This window comes from Cohnella sp. GCM10012308 (assembly GCF_042649185.1).
GTDB lineage: Bacteria > Bacillota > Bacilli > Paenibacillales > Paenibacillaceae > Cohnella.
The window spans coordinates 26,028-46,709 of sequence record NZ_JBHRYU010000049.1 but is presented as its reverse complement, the minus strand read 5'-3'; the positions used below and the strand labels follow the sequence as shown (position 1 = coordinate 46,709).

Here is a 20,682-nt window from a genome sequence, read left to right as displayed (position 1 = left end):
AAGTCGCCATCGACCAAAAACGCAAACGGGACGAAGCAGGAAACTCCCCTGCTTCGTCCCGTTTGGCTATTTCGGCTTCATTCCAGCTTGTTGCTTCAACTTCAAAGGGCTTTTGGGACAGCCCCTTTTAATGTTGATCATAAATTGGTCATTGGGTTGAGATAAGATGAGATTAAAAACTAAGCAGTAAGGAGTAAGCACTAAGCACTAATTATCTAATGGAGGTACAAGCATGACAACAAATAGGTCTCAAAGCAAAACGAAAAGATGGATTTGGATCTGGCTGCTGGTCATCAGCATGGTCACGCCGTTGCTGCCTGTGCACCAGGCGACGGTTCAAGCATCAGCATCGGCGGATGCCGACAGTAGTGTGCCAGGCAATACCTATGGTGGATCCGCGCAAAGATCTGACGCATCTGCGTTGAGCATCGCTGGAGCGCCTGTACTGACAGCCGAAGGCGACAGCGTGAATAATCTGGTGAAATTGCAGTGGACCTCCTCTCTAGCGGGGCAGGAATATTATATGGTGTATCAGAAGGATAGCGATGTTGACGGCCAAGATGACTACCAGTCGATTCCGTTGAAGACGAATATCAAGGTGTTGAATGTGTATCCGAGAATAGAAGGTTCGGATGGTTTGCAGAACTGGATGCGGAGCATTATGGAAAGCGCTCCTGATGGCTACGACATGCAAGTGGACAAAGTATCGCTGGATGATTTCAACGGCAACGACACCAGTACGAATTACGCCCATTATCTGGCGAAGGACAGTGACGGAGCCTACGAGTATGACGTGCTGTATTTTGGCGCATGGGATACCAATAACCAAATGGATTTATCGGCGGAAGCGCATCATGCGGTAGAGGCCTTTATCCAGCTTGGCAGAGGCGTGCTGTTCGGGCATGATACAGCAATCGGTGACCATTTCAACTTTATCGATTTGGCCCAAAAATATTTGAAGTTGGATGTGAGGGATAACAATCCCGAGCTTGTTCCGACAATAGGAAGCCAGCAGGTGCTTATTCAACGTCGGGGGTTTCCGATGAACTATCCATTTGCTTTGGGGGACCTCGGGGATGTTTTGAACATACCCGAATCGCATAGCTATTTTCAGTTCGCGAGGGGCGATGTATGGTTTAAATTTATAAATACCTCTTGGGGAGACAATAAGGAAGTTAATACGCTCGACGGCAATAAAGGAAGTAATAACTTCTACCTGACGACCTGGAACAATACGGCGCTCATTCAGACTGGACACAGCAATGGAGCAGCGACTGCGGATGAACAGAAGATTTTGGCGAACATGCTATTCTATCTGGCTCAGATATCGACTGCGAACCAGTTCGACGACCGGAAGTCGCAGGATGTGGCTTCGCCAAGCGCGGTCAACGGCGACATTTTCGTAGCTGCGGGCAGTTCGACTGACAAGAAGCAGATCTCCTGGACTGAAGCGGAGGATAATGGGAGCTCATATGACTATTATCTGAAGGCCTTCTCCTACGCGGACGGCAGCAGCCGCGAGTCGACACCCGCGTCGGCAACGGTCACGACCGGAATTAAGGGATACGCGGTGGTGGTGGATGAGAATCCCGGCACTGCACCGAGCCATGCGTTAACGACTGCGAACGCCAGCTTTGAAGTCGATGGATTGCAGGCTGGCAGAACGTACTACGCACATATCAAGACCATTGATAACGCAGGTAACGAGTCATCCGTTTCGCATATTGCATTCACCATCGATGCCGGCGGACTGACGGTGACATCCGTCGATCCCGTGGGCAAGGTGAACGATGGTAGGACCACTGTGTCTGTTGCAGAACAGATTGGACAAGGCAATAAGTTAGTTTATCTGAATGTGGGTAGCGGCAGTGTAACGGTACCTGCCGTAGGCGAGGAGCTAGTCGGCTATTCCGAGCTGCCGGCGGAAGGGCTGATTGAAGCCGAGGATGGCGACAAGCTTGCCGTAGCCGTGATTAATGCGAACGGCAAGGTTGTTCGATTCGGTCAGACGGTGGCTCAAGTAGCTGCTTCGGCGGCCGAGCTTGAGGTGTTCTCTGTCGATCCGGTCGGAGAGGAGCACAATGGGAAGACGCAAATAGTAGCAAGCGCCGGAGCGGGCAACAGTCTGGTCTATTTCAACTTCGGCCAGGGAGAGGCAGTAGAACCGACGCAAGGGCAGACATGGACCAGTTATATAAACTTGCCAACTGACGGCATCATTCCGGCGGTTCATGGCGATCTCATAGCTGTTGCTGAGCTCGATGCGGCAAGTCGTATCGTAGGCTTCAATACGGTGAAGGCGGTAGTCCTAGATGTAGTGAAAGAAGATCACGGTGGCTATGTCGGCAATCCGGCTGCGCCTATCAAGCGTGCTGAGGTTCTGGTTAACGGCATGATCGAGTATGCAGTGGCGGCGACACAGACGACGGAGCAGGGGCGTTCGCTGACTACGATCGATGTTGATCAAGCGAAGCTGCAGGCCCAGCTTAAGGCGGAAGGATACGGAGCGGTGGTGACGATTCTATGGCACGAGCAAGCCGATATCGTCATCGGCCAACTGACCGGAGACATGATCCAGGAGATGGAGCGTCGGGATGCGACGCTTGTGCTGGACATTCCAACTGGCTCGTACCGGATCCCGGCGAAGCAGTTCCAGATTGATTCACTGACGAAGCAATTCGGAGATCATGTGAAGCCGGAGGATGTACAACTGCAAATCCGTATTGAGTTGGCGAATTCCGCAATTGTACAAGCTGCTAAGCGTGTTAGCGAGGCATATGGCGTTACTTTGATCGCGCCTCCGCTTACCTTCACTGTTCAAGCCATGAATAACGGGAAAAGCATCGAAATAAACGATTATAGCGTGTATGCCGAGCGGACGGTAGCCTTGCCGGAGGGAATGGATCCGAACCGGATTACAACGGGCGTTGTGTTGGAACCAGATGGAACCCTGCGTCATGTACCAACAAAAGTGACAAAGGTAAATGACACCTACTATGCGCTAATCAACAGCTTGACGAATAGTGATTATGTCGTTATCTGGAATCCGATAACCTTTGACGACATGGCCGGACATTGGGCAGAGGCTTCGGTCAATAACATGGGTTCTCGCTTGGTTGTCAACGGCGATGGCGACGGCAGGTTTAATCCTGATGCAGACATTACCCGCGCCGAAATTGCCGCTATTATGGTACGCGGACTTGGTTTGCGTCCGGAGCCGGGCAATGTGCCGTTTACGGATGTAATCGGCTCCGAATGGTATGCGGATTTCATTAGCACAGCCGCCGATTTTGGCCTGATTGCCGGGTATGAGGATGGAAGCTTCCGTCCTCAGAACAAGATTACCCGTCAGGAGGCGATGACGATGATGGTCCGAGCAATGCAAATGACGGGCTTGAAGGAACAACTGGCGGAAAGCGATCGGTTAACAAACACGCTTACTTCCTTCAAGGATGCCGATGATGTAGCTGCCTGGGCGGAGGAGGGGGCAATTCTGTCTGTAGCTTCGAGGGTAATCAACGGTCGTACAATGGAGTTGCTGGAGCCCCGGGCTTATATTACCAGAGCTGAGGTTGTTGCGATGGTACATCGGTTGTTGCAGTACTCGAATTTGATCGAGGCTGGCAATTAAATGAACAAGATAGGATAAGGCTTGGACTGCACAGAAGGCCACCGCAGACCTGATCGTTCGGTATGCGGTGGTTTTTCGTTATGCGTTATAAAAACGCTACTCGCCTATTACGATGCCAGCTTATACGCTGTCTGCAACACCATCCTATGCTCATTTAGAGTTGATCATAAGTTTGTCATAGGGGTGAGATAAGATGGGATTAAACAGTTAGCGCTAATCATCAAGTGGAGGTATAAGCATGACAACAAGCAAGCTTCAAAGAAAACCGAAAGATGGATTTGGATCGTGACGCTTTATGATGTTTACGGGAATAAGAGCACGTCGATCTAAAATGGCAGACTAAGGAGGATCCCATGAATTCATTGCGTTCGTACTTGAGAACAAGGACGGCTTCTAAGCTTATATCTATCCTCCTATCCATTGCAATCCTCGTTGCGATGCTGCCTATTGCCGCAGCGGCGGACGAGGATGCGGTCATTGACGCAACCGATATTGCGATCGGAACGGCGGCGCCGGTGAACGGTCAACCCATCGCCGACGGGACCGTTACGGTAACCGGAGGAAAGTCGGTTGTCGCCTGGTCATCGGACGGGGCAAGCTATGCCGCTGCAAGCGGAACGTTCGCGCAGAGTACCGTCTACCGAACCAAGTATGTGTTGACGGCGGATACGGGTTATGTGTTTGATCCGGTGCCCGGCGTGTATGAGAAGGGGGGCGCGAGAGACTTATCAAGTCGCATCGCTCATTTAAGCCCCGAGCCGTTCGCAGCGACGTTCATCGCAACCGTAAGCTCGGCGTTCACGTTGAACGATACGCTGACGATCGTCGTGACGTGGCCGAACATGACGATTGAGCCCTCGGACATCTCGATCGGTACGGTTGCTCCAGTAGTCGGCGCGGCGATGGAGGATGGAACGAATACGTTCAGTAAGGGCACCATCGTCACCGCTTGGTATGACGCGGTCAACGGTTTCCGTTCGGCTGAAGGGACTTTCGCGGGGAGCACGGACTACACTTCCAGATACGTCATTACGGCCAACGAAGGGTATGCCTTTGACACGACGAGCGGAATCTACCTGGACGGGGCGAAATCCTTAAAGAGCCGCATCGCCAATTTGGGTACGGCATTGTTTACGCATGCGGAAGTCTCGAAGACAACTCGGGACAATGACACGTTAACACTGCAAGTATTGTGGAATACAACCGGCGCCGACGCGGGCCTGCCGTTCATCGGAGCCGAAGACTTTACGATCGGAACGGTTGCTCCGGCACCGTTCGCCGTTGCGACGGGCGGCACGAATACATTCAATCACATGAACTTTGACGGTATGGACTGGATTCCAAACATCGCTGCAGGGGCTGCTTTCGAATCCGGCAAGACTTATAAATCGGAGTATTACCTCTATGCATCAAACGGATATCGGTTCGATAAGCCTGACCAATACCTGAAAGGTAAAGCCAGAGATTTGTCGAGCAGAATCAAAAACCTAGGCTCCGGAACATTCACCGTCAGCGGCAACGTCGACGTCATACCAATGATCTATGTTACGGTCACCTGGCCGCAGACGGGGCTCCTCGTGCCGAACGATATTTCAATCGGCACGCCGGCCCCTGTCGCGGAGGCAACGATGGCGGACGGCGCCAATACGTTCAACAACGCATCGGCGGCGATCAATTGGTCCGCCGACAATGGCACGACCTACAATCCGGCCGGCGGCACCTACGCTTTTGTAACGACTTATAAGACGCAGTACGTCATTAAGGCGGCAGCAGGCTACTTCTTCGATTCTACCCTTGGCGTATACGAAGCCGGCGGCGGAAAAACACTGAATAACCGCATCGCCAATCTCGGATCGGGCACGTACACCGCGGTCGTATCGGGCGGGGCGAAAGACACGCTGACGATCGTCGTCACTTGGCCGCAGACCGCTGCAGCGCCGTTCACGACCCTTGACGCATCGGGAATGTCGATCGGTACGGTCGCTCCGGTAACGGGGGAGAATATCGCGAACGGCACGAACGCTTTCGCCCATACGACCGCGAGCGTGACGTGGTCTGCCGATAACGGCGCGACCTACGCCTCCGCGAGCGGTACGTTTGCGCCCGGCAAGGTTTACAAGACGAAGTACGTGTTGACCGCGGATACGGGATACGTATTTGATTCGACGGCGGGAGCTTACGATTCGCTCTCGATTCCAAACGTAGGTCCCGGCTCGGTCCATACGCAAGTGTCGACGACGAGCACGTCCAACGACACGCTGACGATTACGGTGATCTGGCCGGCGACGGCATTGGCAACGATCGCCGCCAACGAACTTTCGATCGGGACGAGCGTGCCGGTAACCGGCGAGAGCATGGCGGACGGCGCCAATACATTCCCGCATGTGACGGCTGTCGTTACCTGGTCAAGCGACGGCGGCGACTCTTACGCGGCAGCGAGCGGGAGATATGCGCCGCGAACGATTTATAAGACGAAATATGTACTGACCGCTGACGACGGCTATACGTTCGATTCAGGGACGAATGCCTACAATGCCGTCGTTGTCGAGAATCTTGCCGGAGCTGCGCTCAGCGCGAACGTGTCCACGTCGGGAGTGCCCAGCGATACGTTAACGATCGTGGTCACGTGGTCGGCAACAGACGCGGCAACGATCGTCCCCACGGACATCTCGATCGGTACGGTCGCGCCGGTGACGGGAGCGACCCAGGCGAACGGGACGAATACGTTCGCGCATACGACGGGGGCTGTTACCTGGTCAAGCGACGGCGGCTCTTCCTACGCGGCAGCAACCGGTACGTACGCCGCGGCTAAAGTTTATCGGACAAAATACGTGCTGACGTCCATGGCCGATTACGCGTTCGATTCGACGGCGGGCGCGTACGAGAAGAATGGGACGAAAGATCTCTCGGGCCGAATCGCTAATCTCGGCGCAAGCACATTCTCCGCATCGGTGACGACGATAAGCTCGCCGAACGATACGTTAACGATCGTGGTGACATGGCCGGCAACAGGGGCGGCAACGATCGTCCCTGCGGACATCGCAATCCGAACGGCTGCTCCGATGACGGGAGCCGACCAATCGAACGGAAGCAATACTTTTAGCCATGCCTCCTCCAGCATCTCGTGGTCCTCCGATGACGGCAGCAGCTACCAGCCGGCCGGCGGGACGTTCGCGATCGGGAAGCGTTATAAGACGAAGTATGTGCTCACCGCCGATGCGAACTATCAATTCGACTCGACTGCGCGCGTATACGACTCGGTCGTCATCGACAATCTGACTGCTGCAGGTACGTTCACGGCACAAGTGTCGACAACAAGCGTGACGAACGATACGCTCACGATTATCGTTACTTGGCCGGCGACGGCGATTAGCGATACGGTGAAGGTCAACATCAACAACACGATTGACTTCAGCGCGTATTCGGGAAGTACGCTCATTCCTGCGCAAGGGCTAACGGTTTCTTCGAAGACCGATTACAGCATTACGCTCGTGAACGAATCTATCGATACGAGGAAGCCGTCCGCGCCGCTCACCGCCGGGATCGTCAAGAGCATCATCGTCGAGGACGGTCAGGGCAACGAATTGCCTTCGAGCGTGGAGATCGTATCGACCGGCGTCGCGGAGAACCATCCGTGGAGCTTGAAGATCACGATCGGCAAGAACGAGACCGCGGTTGCCAGGCTGATTACGGTTACGGTAAATACCGATACGGCTCAACGAATCGATATTCGCAACCTGAGCGGATTCACGATTCCGACGATCCATTTCACGCAGTCGACCTCGAGAAGCGACTACCCGAATAATTACGGGAATTATTTCTACTTCCTTCCCGGCGACTTCTTGAACATGCAGACGACTTCGGATCGACTTATTCCGGCAGGCATACAGCTCGTGGGCAAGAACACGTCCCAAACGTCGCTTACGACGAATACGCTGTTCGACACGACGAACTATCGGTTCGGCTATACCTTCTCGATGCCGAGCGAGCCGATTTTCCTGTCGGTGACCTCCACGGACGGCAAGGCTGCGCATGACATCATCGTGAATGCTACGATTCCGGGTGTCGTATCGCCGACGCTGACCGGAGGCTCGAACTTCGTGAAGGCGACCGTTAGCAAGCCGGCAACGGATTATTCCGGCGCTATCGTCACCGTCGATCCGGGCAGCTATAATCGTCGGATGTATAAGGTTACCGGTATCGAAGTGCGTTCCAAGCTCCTGAACGTCGCCTTGCCGGTAACGGTTAAAGGAGACGGCACCTATTCGTTCGTGATGCCGTTCACCGATGCCAACGTTACGGTCCTGGTTCAGAAGATCGTGTCGATCCCGATCCAGGCGGAGATTACGTCGAACGCGAATGCGGAGATGACCTTCGATCTTGAGGAATACTATCCGGGTGACACGTTCACCACGCAGATCGTGAACAAGGATCCGGCGAAGTACGTCTCTAACTTACTAGTGTACCTTGTTAAGGGATCTACGGTTTATTATCTCAAGGGAATGGTAGTAGCCAATCCCTATGCCTCCACAATCGATGTCAAGATTTCGCCTCTTACGTCTCCGGTTTCATTGGCGGCGGATGAGTCGATAAAAATCGTTGCCGAGTTCGAGAACGTGTCGATTCCCGTCAAGACGGCATACACGGGGCAATTCTCGAATTACCCGGCCAAGACGAGCTTGAACGAACCGATTACATTCAGCTTCGCGCCGCCGGGCGACGCGAGCAAAATCTATTCGCCGATCGTACGATTCCGAGATAGGCTCGGCAACAAGACCATAAACGCCTGCACCTATGTGAGCTCTGATCCGCAGGACCAGACGAAGAGCGTATATACGTGTCCGGCCGTTACGAAGAACAGCATCGATCTGGTCGAATTGCTGTATGATGCGGTCGATACGAATTCTCCGGCCGCAGGAGGCGCACCGGGCGCAACCAAGCTCAGGAGTATCGCCTCCATCTCGCCGAATTCCAGATTGGCAGATGTATTCAAGACGATCAACGTATTTGGAACGAATATGAATGGCCAAGGACAAGTGTACATCGGCACCTCGCCGAATCCGACGCTAGAGGCTGCCGTAAAGGACGTGACGGCCACCTCCCTGGTTATCCAGGTACCTGCCGATATGTTGTCCCGCACGACGGACGTTACGTATTACGTCTCCAGCAATGGCGTACAGCGATCGGTTACGATACCGGCCGCTCAGAACTTAAGCCACGTCAAGTTCGGGTATATGGCGATTGTCTCGGACGGCGGATCTAATCATTCCGTCATTGCTTCGGAAAGCGAGAAGGACTTGAAGCAGCAGATGGGCAATCGCATCTCGCTCATGACGATCAAAGGCAGCTTCGCGGTCAACGCAAACGTGAGAGGCGAATATGTGTTCAGCGACACGATGACTATTAACGGAGGTATGGCTGTTTATCTGCCGGACACGCAGAGCCAGTTCAACGTAAGCGACGATAGCAACGGCACGGTTAGATTGACGATGAAAAAAGTCAATTTGACCGCGGGCTCGTTCAGCATCCTGTCGAGCGCTGACGGCTCGATTACGCTGAATAAGGGCATCGAATATATCTCCGAGTATGCGAAGGACGAGGATGGGGAGTTAGAGGACCCGTCTAAGCAGAACATCGAGATTCTCTTCCAAAATCAGAACAAGCTTACCGTTGTGGGAAGCGGCATGCAGGCCGGCTTTACGGGAGCCACGCTGCTTGGGAATTCCGTTATTTTCGACGGCAGATTATATCTCGGCATGGCACTGCCGGGCAGCAGAACGGTTGGGCTCGACATGAATATCGACCGGCTCCAGTACGGCATGAACGGTCAAGGGAACTTGAGCTTCCAGGGAGTTACGGCAGGGGGTTCCATTAATCTAGGCACGGATTTATCGAAAAAACTGCTGGGCGGTTTCGGAATCAACGGCAGCGCGGAAGGCTCGATCGACACGTTTAACGGCAAGTACGCCGTCGGGTTCGACATAGACGCGAAGCTGGCGAATCTATCTTCGAGCTTGAGCCTGAAGAAGAATAATGCTACCGGTCAGTTTATTCCCGACTCGATTAAGATCATTGTCGGTTTAGAGAACGGAATCCCGGTAACGCCGATGACGCCGATCGCGAAGCTGACGAGAGTCGGAGGCGGAGTCTCGGGCCTGGCGGACACGATCAGCGGCAACTATAAGGGAATCGCGCCGATATTGATCTTGCTCAATGGCGATTTCGAAGTCGGAAGCCTGATTCCGGGTGCCGGTCTGCTTGAATTTAATGGCGTAGAGCTCGCGATCGGGCCTTCCCAGATCAGCTTGTCCGGGAATCCTACGCTCCTGAAGATGGATATTTTCGATAAGTTCCAGGCCGGCATCTATATGACTAATACTTCCGTTTCGTATCAGATGCAGGTGGCCGCTAATATTTTGAAAAATTTCTCGGTTATTCTGGCAGGCGGCAACGCCAATCTTACTTATTACAGAAACAATGGCTTTAATCTCAATGGACAATTATACGGAAGGGTCCAAGTGCCTGAGATCGATGTCGGCCCGTTCTCCGTCGGTCCGTTATCGCTGTTCAACCAGGACGTCGGGCTCAGTAATACGGATGCCTACGCGTCGTTCAGCGTTCTCGGTTATGGACTTAAGGTGAACTACGCGTTCGGCAGCCGCTCCGTTAGCGTGGGACGTCGCAGCATCGCTGCGGCGCAGACGGGACCGGCGGCACAGACCGTGTATGACGAGAACGGTACGGAGATCGGACAAATAAACGCCTTCTCCAACTTGCGGCTCGTTTCGTCCAGCGGCGACTCGCAAAGTCTGCTGAGGACGATTGCGGTCGAGCCGACGATATCGACGAATGCCGAGAGAACGGAGCATACGGTGTCGTTCCCGGCAGGCTTGACGGAGGATTACGCGCTGCTCGTATCCGCCGATCCGGACGACCTGCGCATCCTGGATCCGGAGGGCAACCCGTATGGCTTGACGTATCCGAGAACGCTGGAGGACGGAACGCCGCATTACGACGATCTGAACGCGAACGCGGCGGTCATGTCCGGGAGCATGGTCATGATTCGCTTGGGCGCGCAAGCGGGCAATTGGACGATTGCGTCCAGCCGGTCGTTTGACAGCTCGATCGTCGCGATTGCGCCGATTCCGAAGATCGCGGACACCTCCTACGATGCGGGAACGCATCAGGTAAGCTGGGATTTGACGGGTCTCGATACGGCGACGGAAGACTATCAAGTCGAAGTCCGCCTGTCGACCGACAACGGCGACGATCCGGACGCCAGAAGCGCGGGCGTGCTGATCCATACGGCCGATGTCGGCGCCGCGGATGTGACGGACAAGGCCGCAAGCGGCAGCTATACGTTCACGACGCAAGATCTGAACTACCTGCAAAGCGGTCAGTATTATACAAGAGTGACGTTGATAGGTAAGCCGATGTCTGACGCCTCCAGATCGATTCCGTATGCGAGCGTGAATGCGAAGCAGGAGATGAGCGTCGTCAATCCACTCGCGCCCGGATCGATTAGCGACGTGAACGTGTCCGCGGGCGGCGGAGGCACGATTCATGCTTCATGGGACGCCGTCTCGGGTGCGGACGGGTATATCGTGAGACTATACGATGCCGATGGCAATGCGATCGTGTCGCCGCTGACGTACACGGACGAGATTGGAGACGAAGGCGAGCCCACGGGCAACCGGATCGCGCATGCCGGCAGACCGATCGAGTATGGGGTCTCGGCCGACGATGCGGTGAACGGAGCGTTTACCGTTTACCTCGGAGGGATGGAATCGGGCAACCGTTACAAGCTTACGGTAACGCCTTACGCCTACGCCGACTTGGCGGGCGACGATGAAGAGGCGGACTTGGCTAATATTTATGGCCCTTCGACGATCACGGACGTCGTCGACGTCCCGCTGGTCAAGACGCCTGTCATTCACGTTAAGCCTAGCGCGGGCGCTATCGCCAACGATTCGCAACTGGGCAACATGCTTACGGTAGGCAGCGACTTTACGCTCGACCTCGCGACCACGTACGTAAGCGCGGAGGACGGACAGACGCAAGATTTGGATACGAAGTTCACCGTTTGGCAGAGCGACGGAACGATCGACCCGGACACGAATCTGCCGAAGTTCGTTTCCGTTTACGCCAGCGATGACTATGAGAATCGAGCATCCGTGCCGATTACCGTAGACGGAGACGCAGGGTCGACCTTGCTGCGAATCGTCGCCGAGAACGATCAAGGAGACATATCCGAATACGGGCTGGCCGTTCACTACAATAGCCTCCCGCCGGTCTTGTTCGTCGAGACGGGAACGGACGGCAAGATCGTCGCCGATTCGGCAGGGCGTTATCAGATCAAAGGCAGCACGCTGCCTTACGCGACCGTGCTGGACGATCGGGGCAACCGCGCGACGGCGGACGATGCAGGCGAGTTCAGCCTTAGCGGTACGCTCGGCTCCGGCACGCAAGCATACAGTACCGTGACGGCGATCGACTCCGTGGGCAATGTCGCGCAAGACGACGTCTCGATCGTGAAGAGCAGCGAGCCTGTTGACCCGGGAACGGATCCGGGAACAGACCCGGGAACAGATCCGGAACCGGGCAATGGCAATGGCAACGGCAACGGCAATGGCAACGGCAACGGCAACGGCAACGGCAACGGCGATGGAAATGGAAATGGAAATGGTTCTAACCCTGGCTCCGGCTCGGGTAGTACGCCTTCGACGGATAGCGGGCAAAATCCAGACGGCCAAACGGACGGTTCGACGGACAACGGAACATCGGCCGGGAAGACGTTCAAGGACGTGCATGCCGAAGCGGCGTGGGCAGAAGAGGCCATCGAGCGAGCCTACAAGCTAGGCATCGTGTTCGGCCGGACGGCGGACCTATTCGCGCCGAACAGCAATACGAGAAGAGATGAAGCGATTTCGATGCTGGTCCGGGCCCGGCAACTGCCGATCGGCAAGCAAGCCGATCTGGACGCGGCGGCGGCGTACTTCGCCGACTGGAACGTGCTGGCGCAGTGGAGCCGGCCGTATATTGCAGCCGCCTATGCGAACGGGCTTATAGCCGGCACGGAGCGTAACGGCAAGCATTACGTCAACGGGGCCACGTTCATCACGCGGGCGGAAGTGGCGGTATTGTTCCAGAACGCTTATCAACTCACGGCGGACGAAGGCAATCGCAAAACCTTCGGAGACGCGATCCCGACGTGGGCAGCGAATAGCGTGAACATCCTGTCTTCCAACGACGTCATCAATGGGTATCCGGACTTGACGTTCCTGCCTGCATCCAAATCGACGCGCGCGGAGATTGTGGTAATGTTGATTCGTTTGATCGATCGGCAGGAGAAAGTCGCACAGGCCGAGAAATAAAGGGAAAGCACCATCGTTCGCTTGGATTAAAGGTCATTTTGAGTGAAACGGTCGAGGAGCAGCAGCAGCTTGTACAACCGCGTATTTGGAGGGGAATGGCGTGAATATAAAATACGTGCAGCCAGTCAGTGAATATTTCAAAACGATGCAATCATCCAAGGACGCACGCGCAACGAAGGATGAGTCGCGTGTGGCATCTATTCGAAATACACTCATGCTGGGCAAGAAGCTGCGCACTGACGATATGGACTACTTGCAGCGACATGATCCCAATCTACATCAACAAGCGATGAGCCTCTCGATGGAACGCCAAGCATATGAGGATGCCTTGCAGCATAGCCGCAGCAAAGCGGATGCGAACTATTACAACACGTTTAAGCTGATGCAGATTGCCGGGCAACTGAAGCAGGGCGGCTCGGAGGAGCTGCTGATGCGCTCGAATGCGATTCAGGAAGCGCATCGCGAGTTCGTGCGATCGAGCAAGTATGCCTCGCTGAGGTGATGGATATTGAAAAAATAACGGCGCAGGGATGATGTCCCTAGCGCCGTTATTTTTCTAGGATGAAGTTTTAACGTTAAGAAAAGATCGACAACGTCCTGAATGTCTTGTTTCGTAGACATCGGCGTTCCAAAAGGATTGTTCCTGGACTCCTGATAGGCCAATGTAAGTTCATCTAAGATCGCGTCTAAATTGGCAGCATCCACACCGGTGATACCGGCGCGAGCGAATGCTTCTGCGTCCTCATCGTTTGTCCCTCTGAAGTAAGATATCGATTTCATCCTTCCATTTATCAGGGGGGGGGGGTGTCGATCTGTGAAAGATAAAGAAAACTTTAAGATCGGGCTTGCAGCGGGCTTCTGTGAAGAAGACGAACATAAAACGATTGCAAAGCAAAAGGACCATTTGCAAAAATGAAGTTTTAGCTGTGTTATAATCAGAATCAAATGAGACTGAGGTAACGGGATGGTGAGTTACTTGAATCAAATAAAAGATCTTCAGAAACTAATTAAGCTGACAGGCGATCGCGCAAAATTGGATGCCAAAGCCAACGAGACATATATTGTATATAAAACGAAAGATGGTCAAATCGTAAAAGAATACTACAACGGAGATATCGTTCCCGTTGCCGACGAGGATGTCCCTCATGCATGAGTTGGCACCGATCATGTATGTGTTTGCGGGGAATAATGGAAGCGGAAAAAGCACGATCAGAAACTTGATCGTTGATCGGCTTGGAATCAGCGTTAATATTGATCCTGATGCTCTTGCACGGGGAATAGATCCTGTTCATCCTGAAAGCCGAAAAGTGTCTGCAGGGAAAGACGCCATTAAACTGGCCAGAGATTGTATTCATAACAAACGTGATTTTTCAGTCGAAACAACACTCGCTGGAAAGAATGCCATCCGCCTTATGCTCGATGCAAAGGCAAACGGATTCGAGGTTACGATGTTTTATGTTGGTTTAGGCGATTATCATTTGAATATCAAGAGGGTAGCCAGTCGAGTGGAAAATGGCGGACATCACATTCCCACTGAAGATATTATAAGGCGGCATCAAACATCGCTTCAAAATTTACTGTCTCACATCCACTTAATCAACCATTTGGTCGTTATTGATAATAGTCATACAGAAGGTGAAATTATCCTGAGTGCAAATAACGGTTTAGTAACCTCGCAATCGGAAGTTCTCCCTCAATGGGCTGAATGCATTATGAAAAAAATAATGAATTCGTAAAACAGCCAAGTATTTGGGCTGTTTTTTGCTTTCTGGGCTTCTTAGCAACATGGCGGGTGGAGAGAAAACACCGCAAAGCCATCATTGAATGGAATAAGGATAAAGACCTGAACAGGTTCCCATTAAATGAATGGCTTCGCGATATGGTCGTCATATTTGGAGAGGTCGTTGGCAAGATCATTTATGGCGATGCCTGGACTGTCTTGGTCCGTGTCACAGATGCCGCTCTCCCTAACCCCGCACCAACATAACCTTAAACAACTTTCTTCTTCAGAGCTCTTATCCAATTACTTGTGCGACTGCGAGCCCAGCGTCAAACCGATCTCGCGCGTTGCGGCGTCCCAGGAGACGTCAAAGCCGAGCGTTTCTCCGAGGAAGCGGAATGGCAGCATGGTGCGCCCGTTCGAGATGTAAGGGGCGCCGAGCAGCTGTTGCTCCTTTCCATTTACGACAGCTGTCTTTTCGCCGATGGTCAGCTTCATCGACACATGGGCGGTATCTATCCGCACGGTATGCGTAGTCGCTTCCCAGCGAATGTCTCCGCCGACAGCCTCCGTCAGGAACCGAACCGGCAGGTAGGCGCTGCCATTAATCAAGGCGGGCGCCGTGCCGTAGCCGGGATCGATCTCGAATGTCTCGCCGTTCAGCTTAAAGTCGCGATCCCCGATTCGAAGCGTAAGGCGGCTTTCTTCGGCAAAGGGGTTGATCACCTTTTTGTCGCTGTACGATACCATATAATCGATAATGATTCTGGCGGCTTCAGGCTTCATATCCATCTTCAAGTCCGGATCGAAGGCCACGTCTGCGACGGTTTTCCACACTTGCGGCCAGCCGGCGTCCTTCATCATCTCCTCCTGCGCTTGGACAATGGCATGAATCAACGCAGCGGTGAAACTATCCGGCAGCTGCCGGCGTGCGTCCTCCAGCCATTGCTCCGCCTCGCGTGTATCCAGATAGTCGTCCATCGCCAGCAAATAGCCGATGACAAAGCGTTCGTCGCCGCGCAGCTCGGACGGCTTGATCGCTGCAAGCGACTTGCCGTACGCCTGCTGCGCATAAGCTTCCGCGCGTTGGGTCGGCTCGGTATCCCAGCCTATGGCATTAATAATGGCGGCGCGAAGCGCAAGCGGCGAAGATTCATCGGCCAGGTAGGTCGCCAGTTCGGCCGTCATGCCGCCCGCTTGAAGGGCCTTCTGGACGATCGATTCGTCTTTATACGCGACGTAAAAATTGGTGGAGGTAACAGGCGAATCAGCACGTGCCGACGGAAGAGGTATTAACGCAAACAGCATCGCCGTCAAAGCGAATAAAAGGATGAACGGATGTTTCTTCATATAAAGATCCCTTCCCTCATCTTTTTAATGAATTAGCCGATAGCGCGCATTTCGAAACGGACGACATTCGTAGGCAGCGGCAGCCCGCTGGTGTATGCAGGGATCGCGGTAATCTCTCCATCCTAGCGGACATAGACGTAGACTGGCGTCCGGTACAGATCGGCGCAGACGACCGTCCGCGCCGGCGTCCAGCCCGGCAGCGCGAAGCAGACGCTGACGACGCAGGCGCCTGGCGCCAGATGCCGCCGGAGCAGCGGCGCAAGGCGATTCATCGCGCCGGGATAGAGGTAACAGATCACCGCGTCGGCGTCCTCGTAAGGGTATGCGAACAAGTCGCCGCGCATGAATCGAATGCCAGGCCGCCCCCTCGCCAGCAGCCGCGACACCGCAAGCGGCAGCGGCGAGTTTTCAATGCCGATCAGCCGCCAGCCAGGACAGCACTGCGCCACATGCAGCGCCAGGCTGCCCCAACCCGAGCCTGCCTCTACCGCCGAGCCGCGCGGGCCGATCCTCAGCAGCTCCGCCGCTACCGCGCGGCGGGCGGGGCCGGACGCCGGCATCGGCGAGATCCCGTTGCGCCAGCTGTGCCAGACGACGGAGAACACGGCCAGCAGCGCCGCTCCCGCCGCGATTATGCCGACCCACAAGCCGGCCGTATACGCCGCGGCCACGTCAGCACGCCTCTGCCGCGAGCCGGTCGGAGGGAGGAGGCGGTTCGGTTGCCATCTCGGTTGCCGTCTCGATTGCCGTCTCGATTGCCGTCTCGATTGCCGTCTCGATTGCCGTCTCAATTGCCATCTCGGTTGCCGTCTCGATTGCCGTCTCAATTGCCGTCTCGGTTGCCATCTCGGTTGCCATATCGATTGCCGGCTTATCCTGATCAAACCTCCTGAGCGTTTCGCTCATTTCCGCGAACAGTCCCTTCGAAGTCAATATGTCCCCTAACCCCGCACCAACACAACCCTAAACACGCTTCCCTCTTCCGAACTCGACTCCAACTCAACCGTCCCCTCAAAAAAGCCGAGCAAATGGCGGACGATCGACAGCCCCAGGCCGGCCCCGCCATGTCTGCGCGCCCGCGAGGCATCGACGCGATAGAACCGCTCGAAAACCAATTCCCTGTTCGAAAGGGATATTCCTTTACCGGTATCCGCCACGCGAACCGCAACGCGCCCATCCTCATGCGCGACCTGGATCGTCACGCTTCCGTTTGGCCGATTGTACCGGATGGCATTGTCCAGCAGGTTGCGAAACGCCAGGAACAGGAAGCTCTCGGCCCCCTTAACCGCAGCGGCGAACGGCTCCGCCAGATGGAGCTTCACGCCGTATTCGACGGCCATCGGTTCCATGAAGGAGATGGCATCCGTAAGAATGTCGGCAAGCTCCACCACATGGTGCTCACGCTGCGTGCGATCATGCGAACCATCTGCCAGCAGCAGGAGATTCTCCGTCAGCGACTCCAGCCGCGACAGCGTCCGCTCTGTTGTCGCCCTGTAATCCTGCCAATCGCTCGCATCAATGCCATCGCGATCCCCGGACACTTCCAGATTGGTGCGCAGGATGGACAGCGGCGTTCTTAATTCGTGCGCGGCCGCGGAGACGAAGCGGGCCTGCTGGTCGAAGGCGCGCTCCAGCCCGTCCAGCATCGTGTTAAACGTGATGCCGAGCTTCTTCAATTCATCGTGAAGCTGGTCGATCTCCAGTCGCTTATCGAGCGTGGTTGCGGTAATGCCGGCGGCGGTCTCGCTCATTCGCTTCACAGGCTTAAGAATAATCGATGCGAGCCATTGCGCGCTGAGAATCATGCCTGCAAGCGCGACGAGCAAGCTGATGATCCGCCCTTGCAGCTCCGACACGATCCCGGTGGCCGAGAAAAAGGACTCCAAGGCCGTATACGCGATAAGCATGGCCGCCAAATAAAGAATGGCGAACAGCGTTAATCTCGAACGCAGCGATAGACGGTTCCATCGTCTCATGTCGCTTCCTCTTTCTCTCCGGCCGCCCTCTGCGCCCATCGGTATCCATGACCTTGAACGGTCTGAATGTACGAATCTCCCGCCGATGGATCATGGTGCGAGAGCTTTTTGCGCAAGGAATTGATATGAACCCGGACCGTAGAGGAGAACGGATCGGCGTGAATATCCCACACGTGCTCGAGCAGCCGCTCGGACGAGATGACCTCGCCGGGATGGAGCATCAAATATTCGAGCAAGCCGAATTCTTTTTTCGTCAACGGAAGCAGCGTATTTTCAAGCCAGACTTCTTTGGTTTTCGAATCCAGCGTGAGCCGGTCGAACCGTAGAACCGTGCTTTTCACGGACGAACGCCGCCGCAGGAGCGCCCGGATGCGGGCAAGCAATTCATTGAACACGAAGGGCTTCCGGAGGTAGTCGTCCGCCCCTGAATCGAGTCCTTCCTCCACTTCGTCCGGATGGCTGCGCGCGGTCAGCATGAGGATGCATACGTCATGATGGAGCGAGGACCGGCGAATACGTTGGCAAAGCGAGATGCCGTCCAGCTCCGGCAGATTGATGTCGAGGAGAATCGCGTCGTATTCGTTGGTATCCGCCAGCTCCCACCCGGTCAGCCCGTCAAGCGCGCAGTCCACGGCATAACCTTCCCGTTTCAAACCTTTGGCTAACGCACGCGACAGGTCCTCCTCATCTTCCACGATGAGAATTCGCATAGGACCACTCCTTCCTGCTACAGAGAATAGCATAGCATTCGCGTTTTCGCGAGACGAGGAAATTCATCATGCGCTCGGCGCCGAACTTAACAAGGATTTAACAGCGCGGCAACTATAATCAGAGCTAATCTTCCTTTACTACGGAGGATCGTGAACAGAATGGAATGAAGGAGGAGGAGGTCTTTTGTTAATCGAGGTGGTATCGGCCGGACCGGGCTGTTCTATTTGCCAAAAGGCGCTCAGTCTCGCGAAGCAGGCGGCGGCGGAATTTTCGCAAATCGAGATTCGGGAGCTGCATGTGGTTGAGGCATTCGAACGTTTGCAGGAACTGAACGTCTTCAGCGCCGGCGCGATTCTTATTAATGGATCAGCGGAATTCCGTGCTTTGCCCAAGCTGCCCGAGCTGCGTGCGCGCGTGTATGCATGGCTTGATTACGAAGAGAGTCGCTAGATAAAAGGAGATATCGAATGGAAGACTTGTATCATTTTACGATTACCGGCGGCGTTGCCGTCTCGACTTACCTTCTTGTGTTTGCCGTCGGCATCGTGAGCGCGGTGCTGGCCTGCTATTTGCCCGTGCTGGCGATGTTCGCGGGTTATGTTCAGCGAGGCGCAGCCGATAATAAAAGAAGAGCCTTGCTGATCGCGGTCAACTTTATTCTGGGCATGACGGTCACATCGCTCGCGGCCGGTTTAATCATCGCGCTGCTCGGCCAACAGTTCTTGCCCTTTGTAGAGAAATATCGTTTGCTGACCTGGGTTCCGCCTATCTTTGACATCTTGGCCGGACTGCAGCTGCTCGGCGTCATTTCGTTCGCGATGCCGACGTTCCGTCAACCGCCGAGCCGGTCGGAGCGCCCGCAAGGCGCGGCGGCCGCATTCAAGCTGGGAATTCCGTACGGACTCGTCATTTCGCCCTGCGCCATCCCGATCTTTTTTGCGCTGATCAGCTATATCGCCCTGCAAGGAAGTCCGCTTCACGGCGCGCTGCTTATGACGGCCTATTCGCTCGGGAAAGGCGTCATACTCGCGGCCGTTGCAGTCTTTTCCATCTCGATTGTGCGCAAGTTGGCAAAGTGGGGAGGTCCAATCAAAAAAGTGGCCGGCTATCTTTCCATCGCGATTGGTATCCTTTTCCTCGCAATTGGATTTATGAAATAATAGGTTGATCACATAGGAGGAGAGTCATCCATGTCCTTAAATCAAACGCTCGAAGAAATGAAGCAGCAATTTGTCGCGCATTCGCCGATCGAGGTCCAGGCAGCGATGTTCCGTTCGATCCGGGAGCAGCAGGAGTCGGGCGTTCAGTATGGCCTCCAGGAAGGGCAGAAGGCGAAGGATTTTACGCTGAAAAACGCGATGGGCACCTCCGTTCACTTGTACGAGGAGCTGGCAAAAGGACCTGTCGTTCTCACCTTCTATCGCGGAGGGTGGTGTCCGTATTGCAACGCGCAGCTTCGGGCGTATCAGAAGGTGCTGCCGGAGATTCATGCGCTTGGCGCCAGGCTGATCGCCGTCAGCCCGCAAAGCCCGGACAACACGCTGTCCCACCAGGAGAAGGAAGAGCTGCAGTTCGACGTGCTGAGCGATACGAACGGTCTGGTAGCCGCTTTTTACAACATTTTATACGACGTGCCGCCGTACCTGCAGGAGCTCATGACCAACCAGTTCAAAATGGATCTGGCCGAATACAACGCGACCGAGCGGTGGATCCTGCCCATTCCGTCCACCTTCATGATCGACGAGTCCGGCATCGTCCGTTCCGCGTACGTCAATCCCGACTTTATGAAGCGCCTGGCGCCGGAGGATATTCTGGACGAGCTGAGGAAGCTGTGAGCGGCATTCAAACCAATAAGAAGCGTGAAGAAAGCCTATGCGACGAGACGCATGGGCTTTCTTCTTTTGCGTAAAATGAAGGGAA

The 20,682-nt window shown here is 54.8% G+C and carries 13 protein-coding genes; 8 read left to right on the top strand and 5 right to left on the bottom strand.

Annotated features, from left to right (window positions below; all coding sequences use genetic code 11):
• The first annotated feature begins 232 nt into the window (after nucleotides 1-232).
• The 5 genes from ACFOTD_RS32140 to ACFOTD_RS32120 all read left to right on the top strand — a co-directional run bounded on the left by ACFOTD_RS32140 (nucleotide 233) and on the right by ACFOTD_RS32120 (nucleotide 14,741).
• Complete coding sequence (locus tag ACFOTD_RS32140) at nucleotides 233-3,631, top strand: S-layer homology domain-containing protein (protein WP_378124068.1); 3,399 nt, start codon at nucleotides 233-235, stop codon at nucleotides 3,629-3,631.
• A 353-nt stretch (nucleotides 3,632-3,984) separates the two neighbouring features.
• Nucleotides 3,985-13,005 (top strand): S-layer homology domain-containing protein, encoded by a 9,021-nt coding sequence (locus ACFOTD_RS32135; RefSeq protein ID WP_378124067.1) that lies wholly within the window; start codon nucleotides 3,985-3,987, stop codon nucleotides 13,003-13,005.
• A 100-nt stretch (nucleotides 13,006-13,105) separates the two neighbouring features.
• On the top strand, nucleotides 13,106-13,507 hold the full coding sequence (locus tag ACFOTD_RS32130; protein ID WP_378124066.1) for a hypothetical protein: 402 nt from the start codon (nucleotides 13,106-13,108) through the stop codon (nucleotides 13,505-13,507).
• A gap of 474 nt (nucleotides 13,508-13,981) precedes the next feature.
• Complete coding sequence (locus tag ACFOTD_RS32125; RefSeq protein ID WP_378124065.1) at nucleotides 13,982-14,158, top strand: hypothetical protein; 177 nt, start codon at nucleotides 13,982-13,984, stop codon at nucleotides 14,156-14,158.
• Complete coding sequence (locus ACFOTD_RS32120) at nucleotides 14,151-14,741, top strand: ATPase (protein ID WP_378124064.1); 591 nt, start codon at nucleotides 14,151-14,153, stop codon at nucleotides 14,739-14,741. The genes ACFOTD_RS32125 and ACFOTD_RS32120 overlap by 8 nt, the downstream gene beginning before the upstream one ends.
• Nucleotides 14,742-15,028: 287 nt before the next feature.
• Here ACFOTD_RS32120 and ACFOTD_RS32115 read toward each other — a convergent pair whose 3' ends face one another.
• The 5 genes from ACFOTD_RS32115 to ACFOTD_RS32095 all read right to left on the bottom strand — a co-directional run bounded on the left by ACFOTD_RS32115 (nucleotide 15,029) and on the right by ACFOTD_RS32095 (nucleotide 18,761).
• Nucleotides 15,029-16,075, bottom strand: coding sequence for a copper amine oxidase N-terminal domain-containing protein (locus tag ACFOTD_RS32115; protein ID WP_378124063.1), 1,047 nt, complete (start codon nucleotides 16,073-16,075; stop codon nucleotides 15,029-15,031).
• Between the two features lie 122 nt (nucleotides 16,076-16,197).
• Nucleotides 16,198-16,746 (bottom strand): class I SAM-dependent methyltransferase, encoded by a 549-nt coding sequence (locus tag ACFOTD_RS32110; protein WP_378124062.1) that lies wholly within the window; start codon nucleotides 16,744-16,746, stop codon nucleotides 16,198-16,200.
• A 1-nt stretch (nucleotide 16,747) separates the two neighbouring features.
• Nucleotides 16,748-16,981 (bottom strand): hypothetical protein, encoded by a 234-nt coding sequence (locus tag ACFOTD_RS32105; RefSeq protein ID WP_378124061.1) that lies wholly within the window; start codon nucleotides 16,979-16,981, stop codon nucleotides 16,748-16,750.
• Between the two features lie 35 nt (nucleotides 16,982-17,016).
• Nucleotides 17,017-18,051, bottom strand: a complete 1,035-nt coding sequence (locus ACFOTD_RS32100) for a sensor histidine kinase (protein WP_378124060.1) — start codon at nucleotides 18,049-18,051, stop codon at nucleotides 17,017-17,019.
• Complete coding sequence (locus tag ACFOTD_RS32095) at nucleotides 18,048-18,761, bottom strand: response regulator transcription factor (protein WP_378124059.1); 714 nt, start codon at nucleotides 18,759-18,761, stop codon at nucleotides 18,048-18,050. The genes ACFOTD_RS32100 and ACFOTD_RS32095 overlap by 4 nt, the downstream gene beginning before the upstream one ends.
• Nucleotides 18,762-18,945: 184 nt before the next feature.
• On the opposite strand from ACFOTD_RS32095, the gene ACFOTD_RS32090 reads away from it, so the two are divergent.
• The 3 genes from ACFOTD_RS32090 to ACFOTD_RS32080 are packed head-to-tail and all read left to right on the top strand — an operon-like array spanning nucleotide 18,946 to nucleotide 20,597.
• Entirely contained in the window at nucleotides 18,946-19,212 is a 267-nt protein-coding gene (locus ACFOTD_RS32090; RefSeq protein WP_378124058.1) for a thioredoxin family protein, read from the top strand.
• Between the two features lie 17 nt (nucleotides 19,213-19,229).
• Nucleotides 19,230-19,922, top strand: coding sequence for a cytochrome c biogenesis CcdA family protein (locus ACFOTD_RS32085; RefSeq protein ID WP_378124057.1), 693 nt, complete (start codon nucleotides 19,230-19,232; stop codon nucleotides 19,920-19,922).
• A gap of 30 nt (nucleotides 19,923-19,952) precedes the next feature.
• Entirely contained in the window at nucleotides 19,953-20,597 is a 645-nt protein-coding gene (locus ACFOTD_RS32080; RefSeq protein WP_378124056.1) for a peroxiredoxin-like family protein, read from the top strand.
• The last annotated feature ends 85 nt before the right edge of the window (nucleotides 20,598-20,682 follow it).

Coding starts and splice junctions, on each gene's coding strand:
- ACFOTD_RS32140 (WP_378124068.1), top strand. CDS start 233: ATGACAACAAATAGGTCTCAAAGCAAAACGAAAAGATGGATTTGGATC.
- ACFOTD_RS32135 (WP_378124067.1), top strand. CDS start 3,985: ATGAATTCATTGCGTTCGTACTTGAGAACAAGGACGGCTTCTAAGCTT.
- ACFOTD_RS32120 (WP_378124064.1), top strand. CDS start 14,151: ATGCATGAGTTGGCACCGATCATGTATGTGTTTGCGGGGAATAATGGA.
- ACFOTD_RS32115 (WP_378124063.1), bottom strand. CDS start 16,075: ATGAAGAAACATCCGTTCATCCTTTTATTCGCTTTGACGGCGATGCTG.
- ACFOTD_RS32105 (WP_378124061.1), bottom strand. CDS start 16,981: ATGAGCGAAACGCTCAGGAGGTTTGATCAGGATAAGCCGGCAATCGAT.
- ACFOTD_RS32100 (WP_378124060.1), bottom strand. CDS start 18,051: ATGAGACGATGGAACCGTCTATCGCTGCGTTCGAGATTAACGCTGTTC.
- ACFOTD_RS32095 (WP_378124059.1), bottom strand. CDS start 18,761: ATGCGAATTCTCATCGTGGAAGATGAGGAGGACCTGTCGCGTGCGTTA.
- ACFOTD_RS32085 (WP_378124057.1), top strand. CDS start 19,230: ATGGAAGACTTGTATCATTTTACGATTACCGGCGGCGTTGCCGTCTCG.
- ACFOTD_RS32080 (WP_378124056.1), top strand. CDS start 19,953: ATGTCCTTAAATCAAACGCTCGAAGAAATGAAGCAGCAATTTGTCGCG.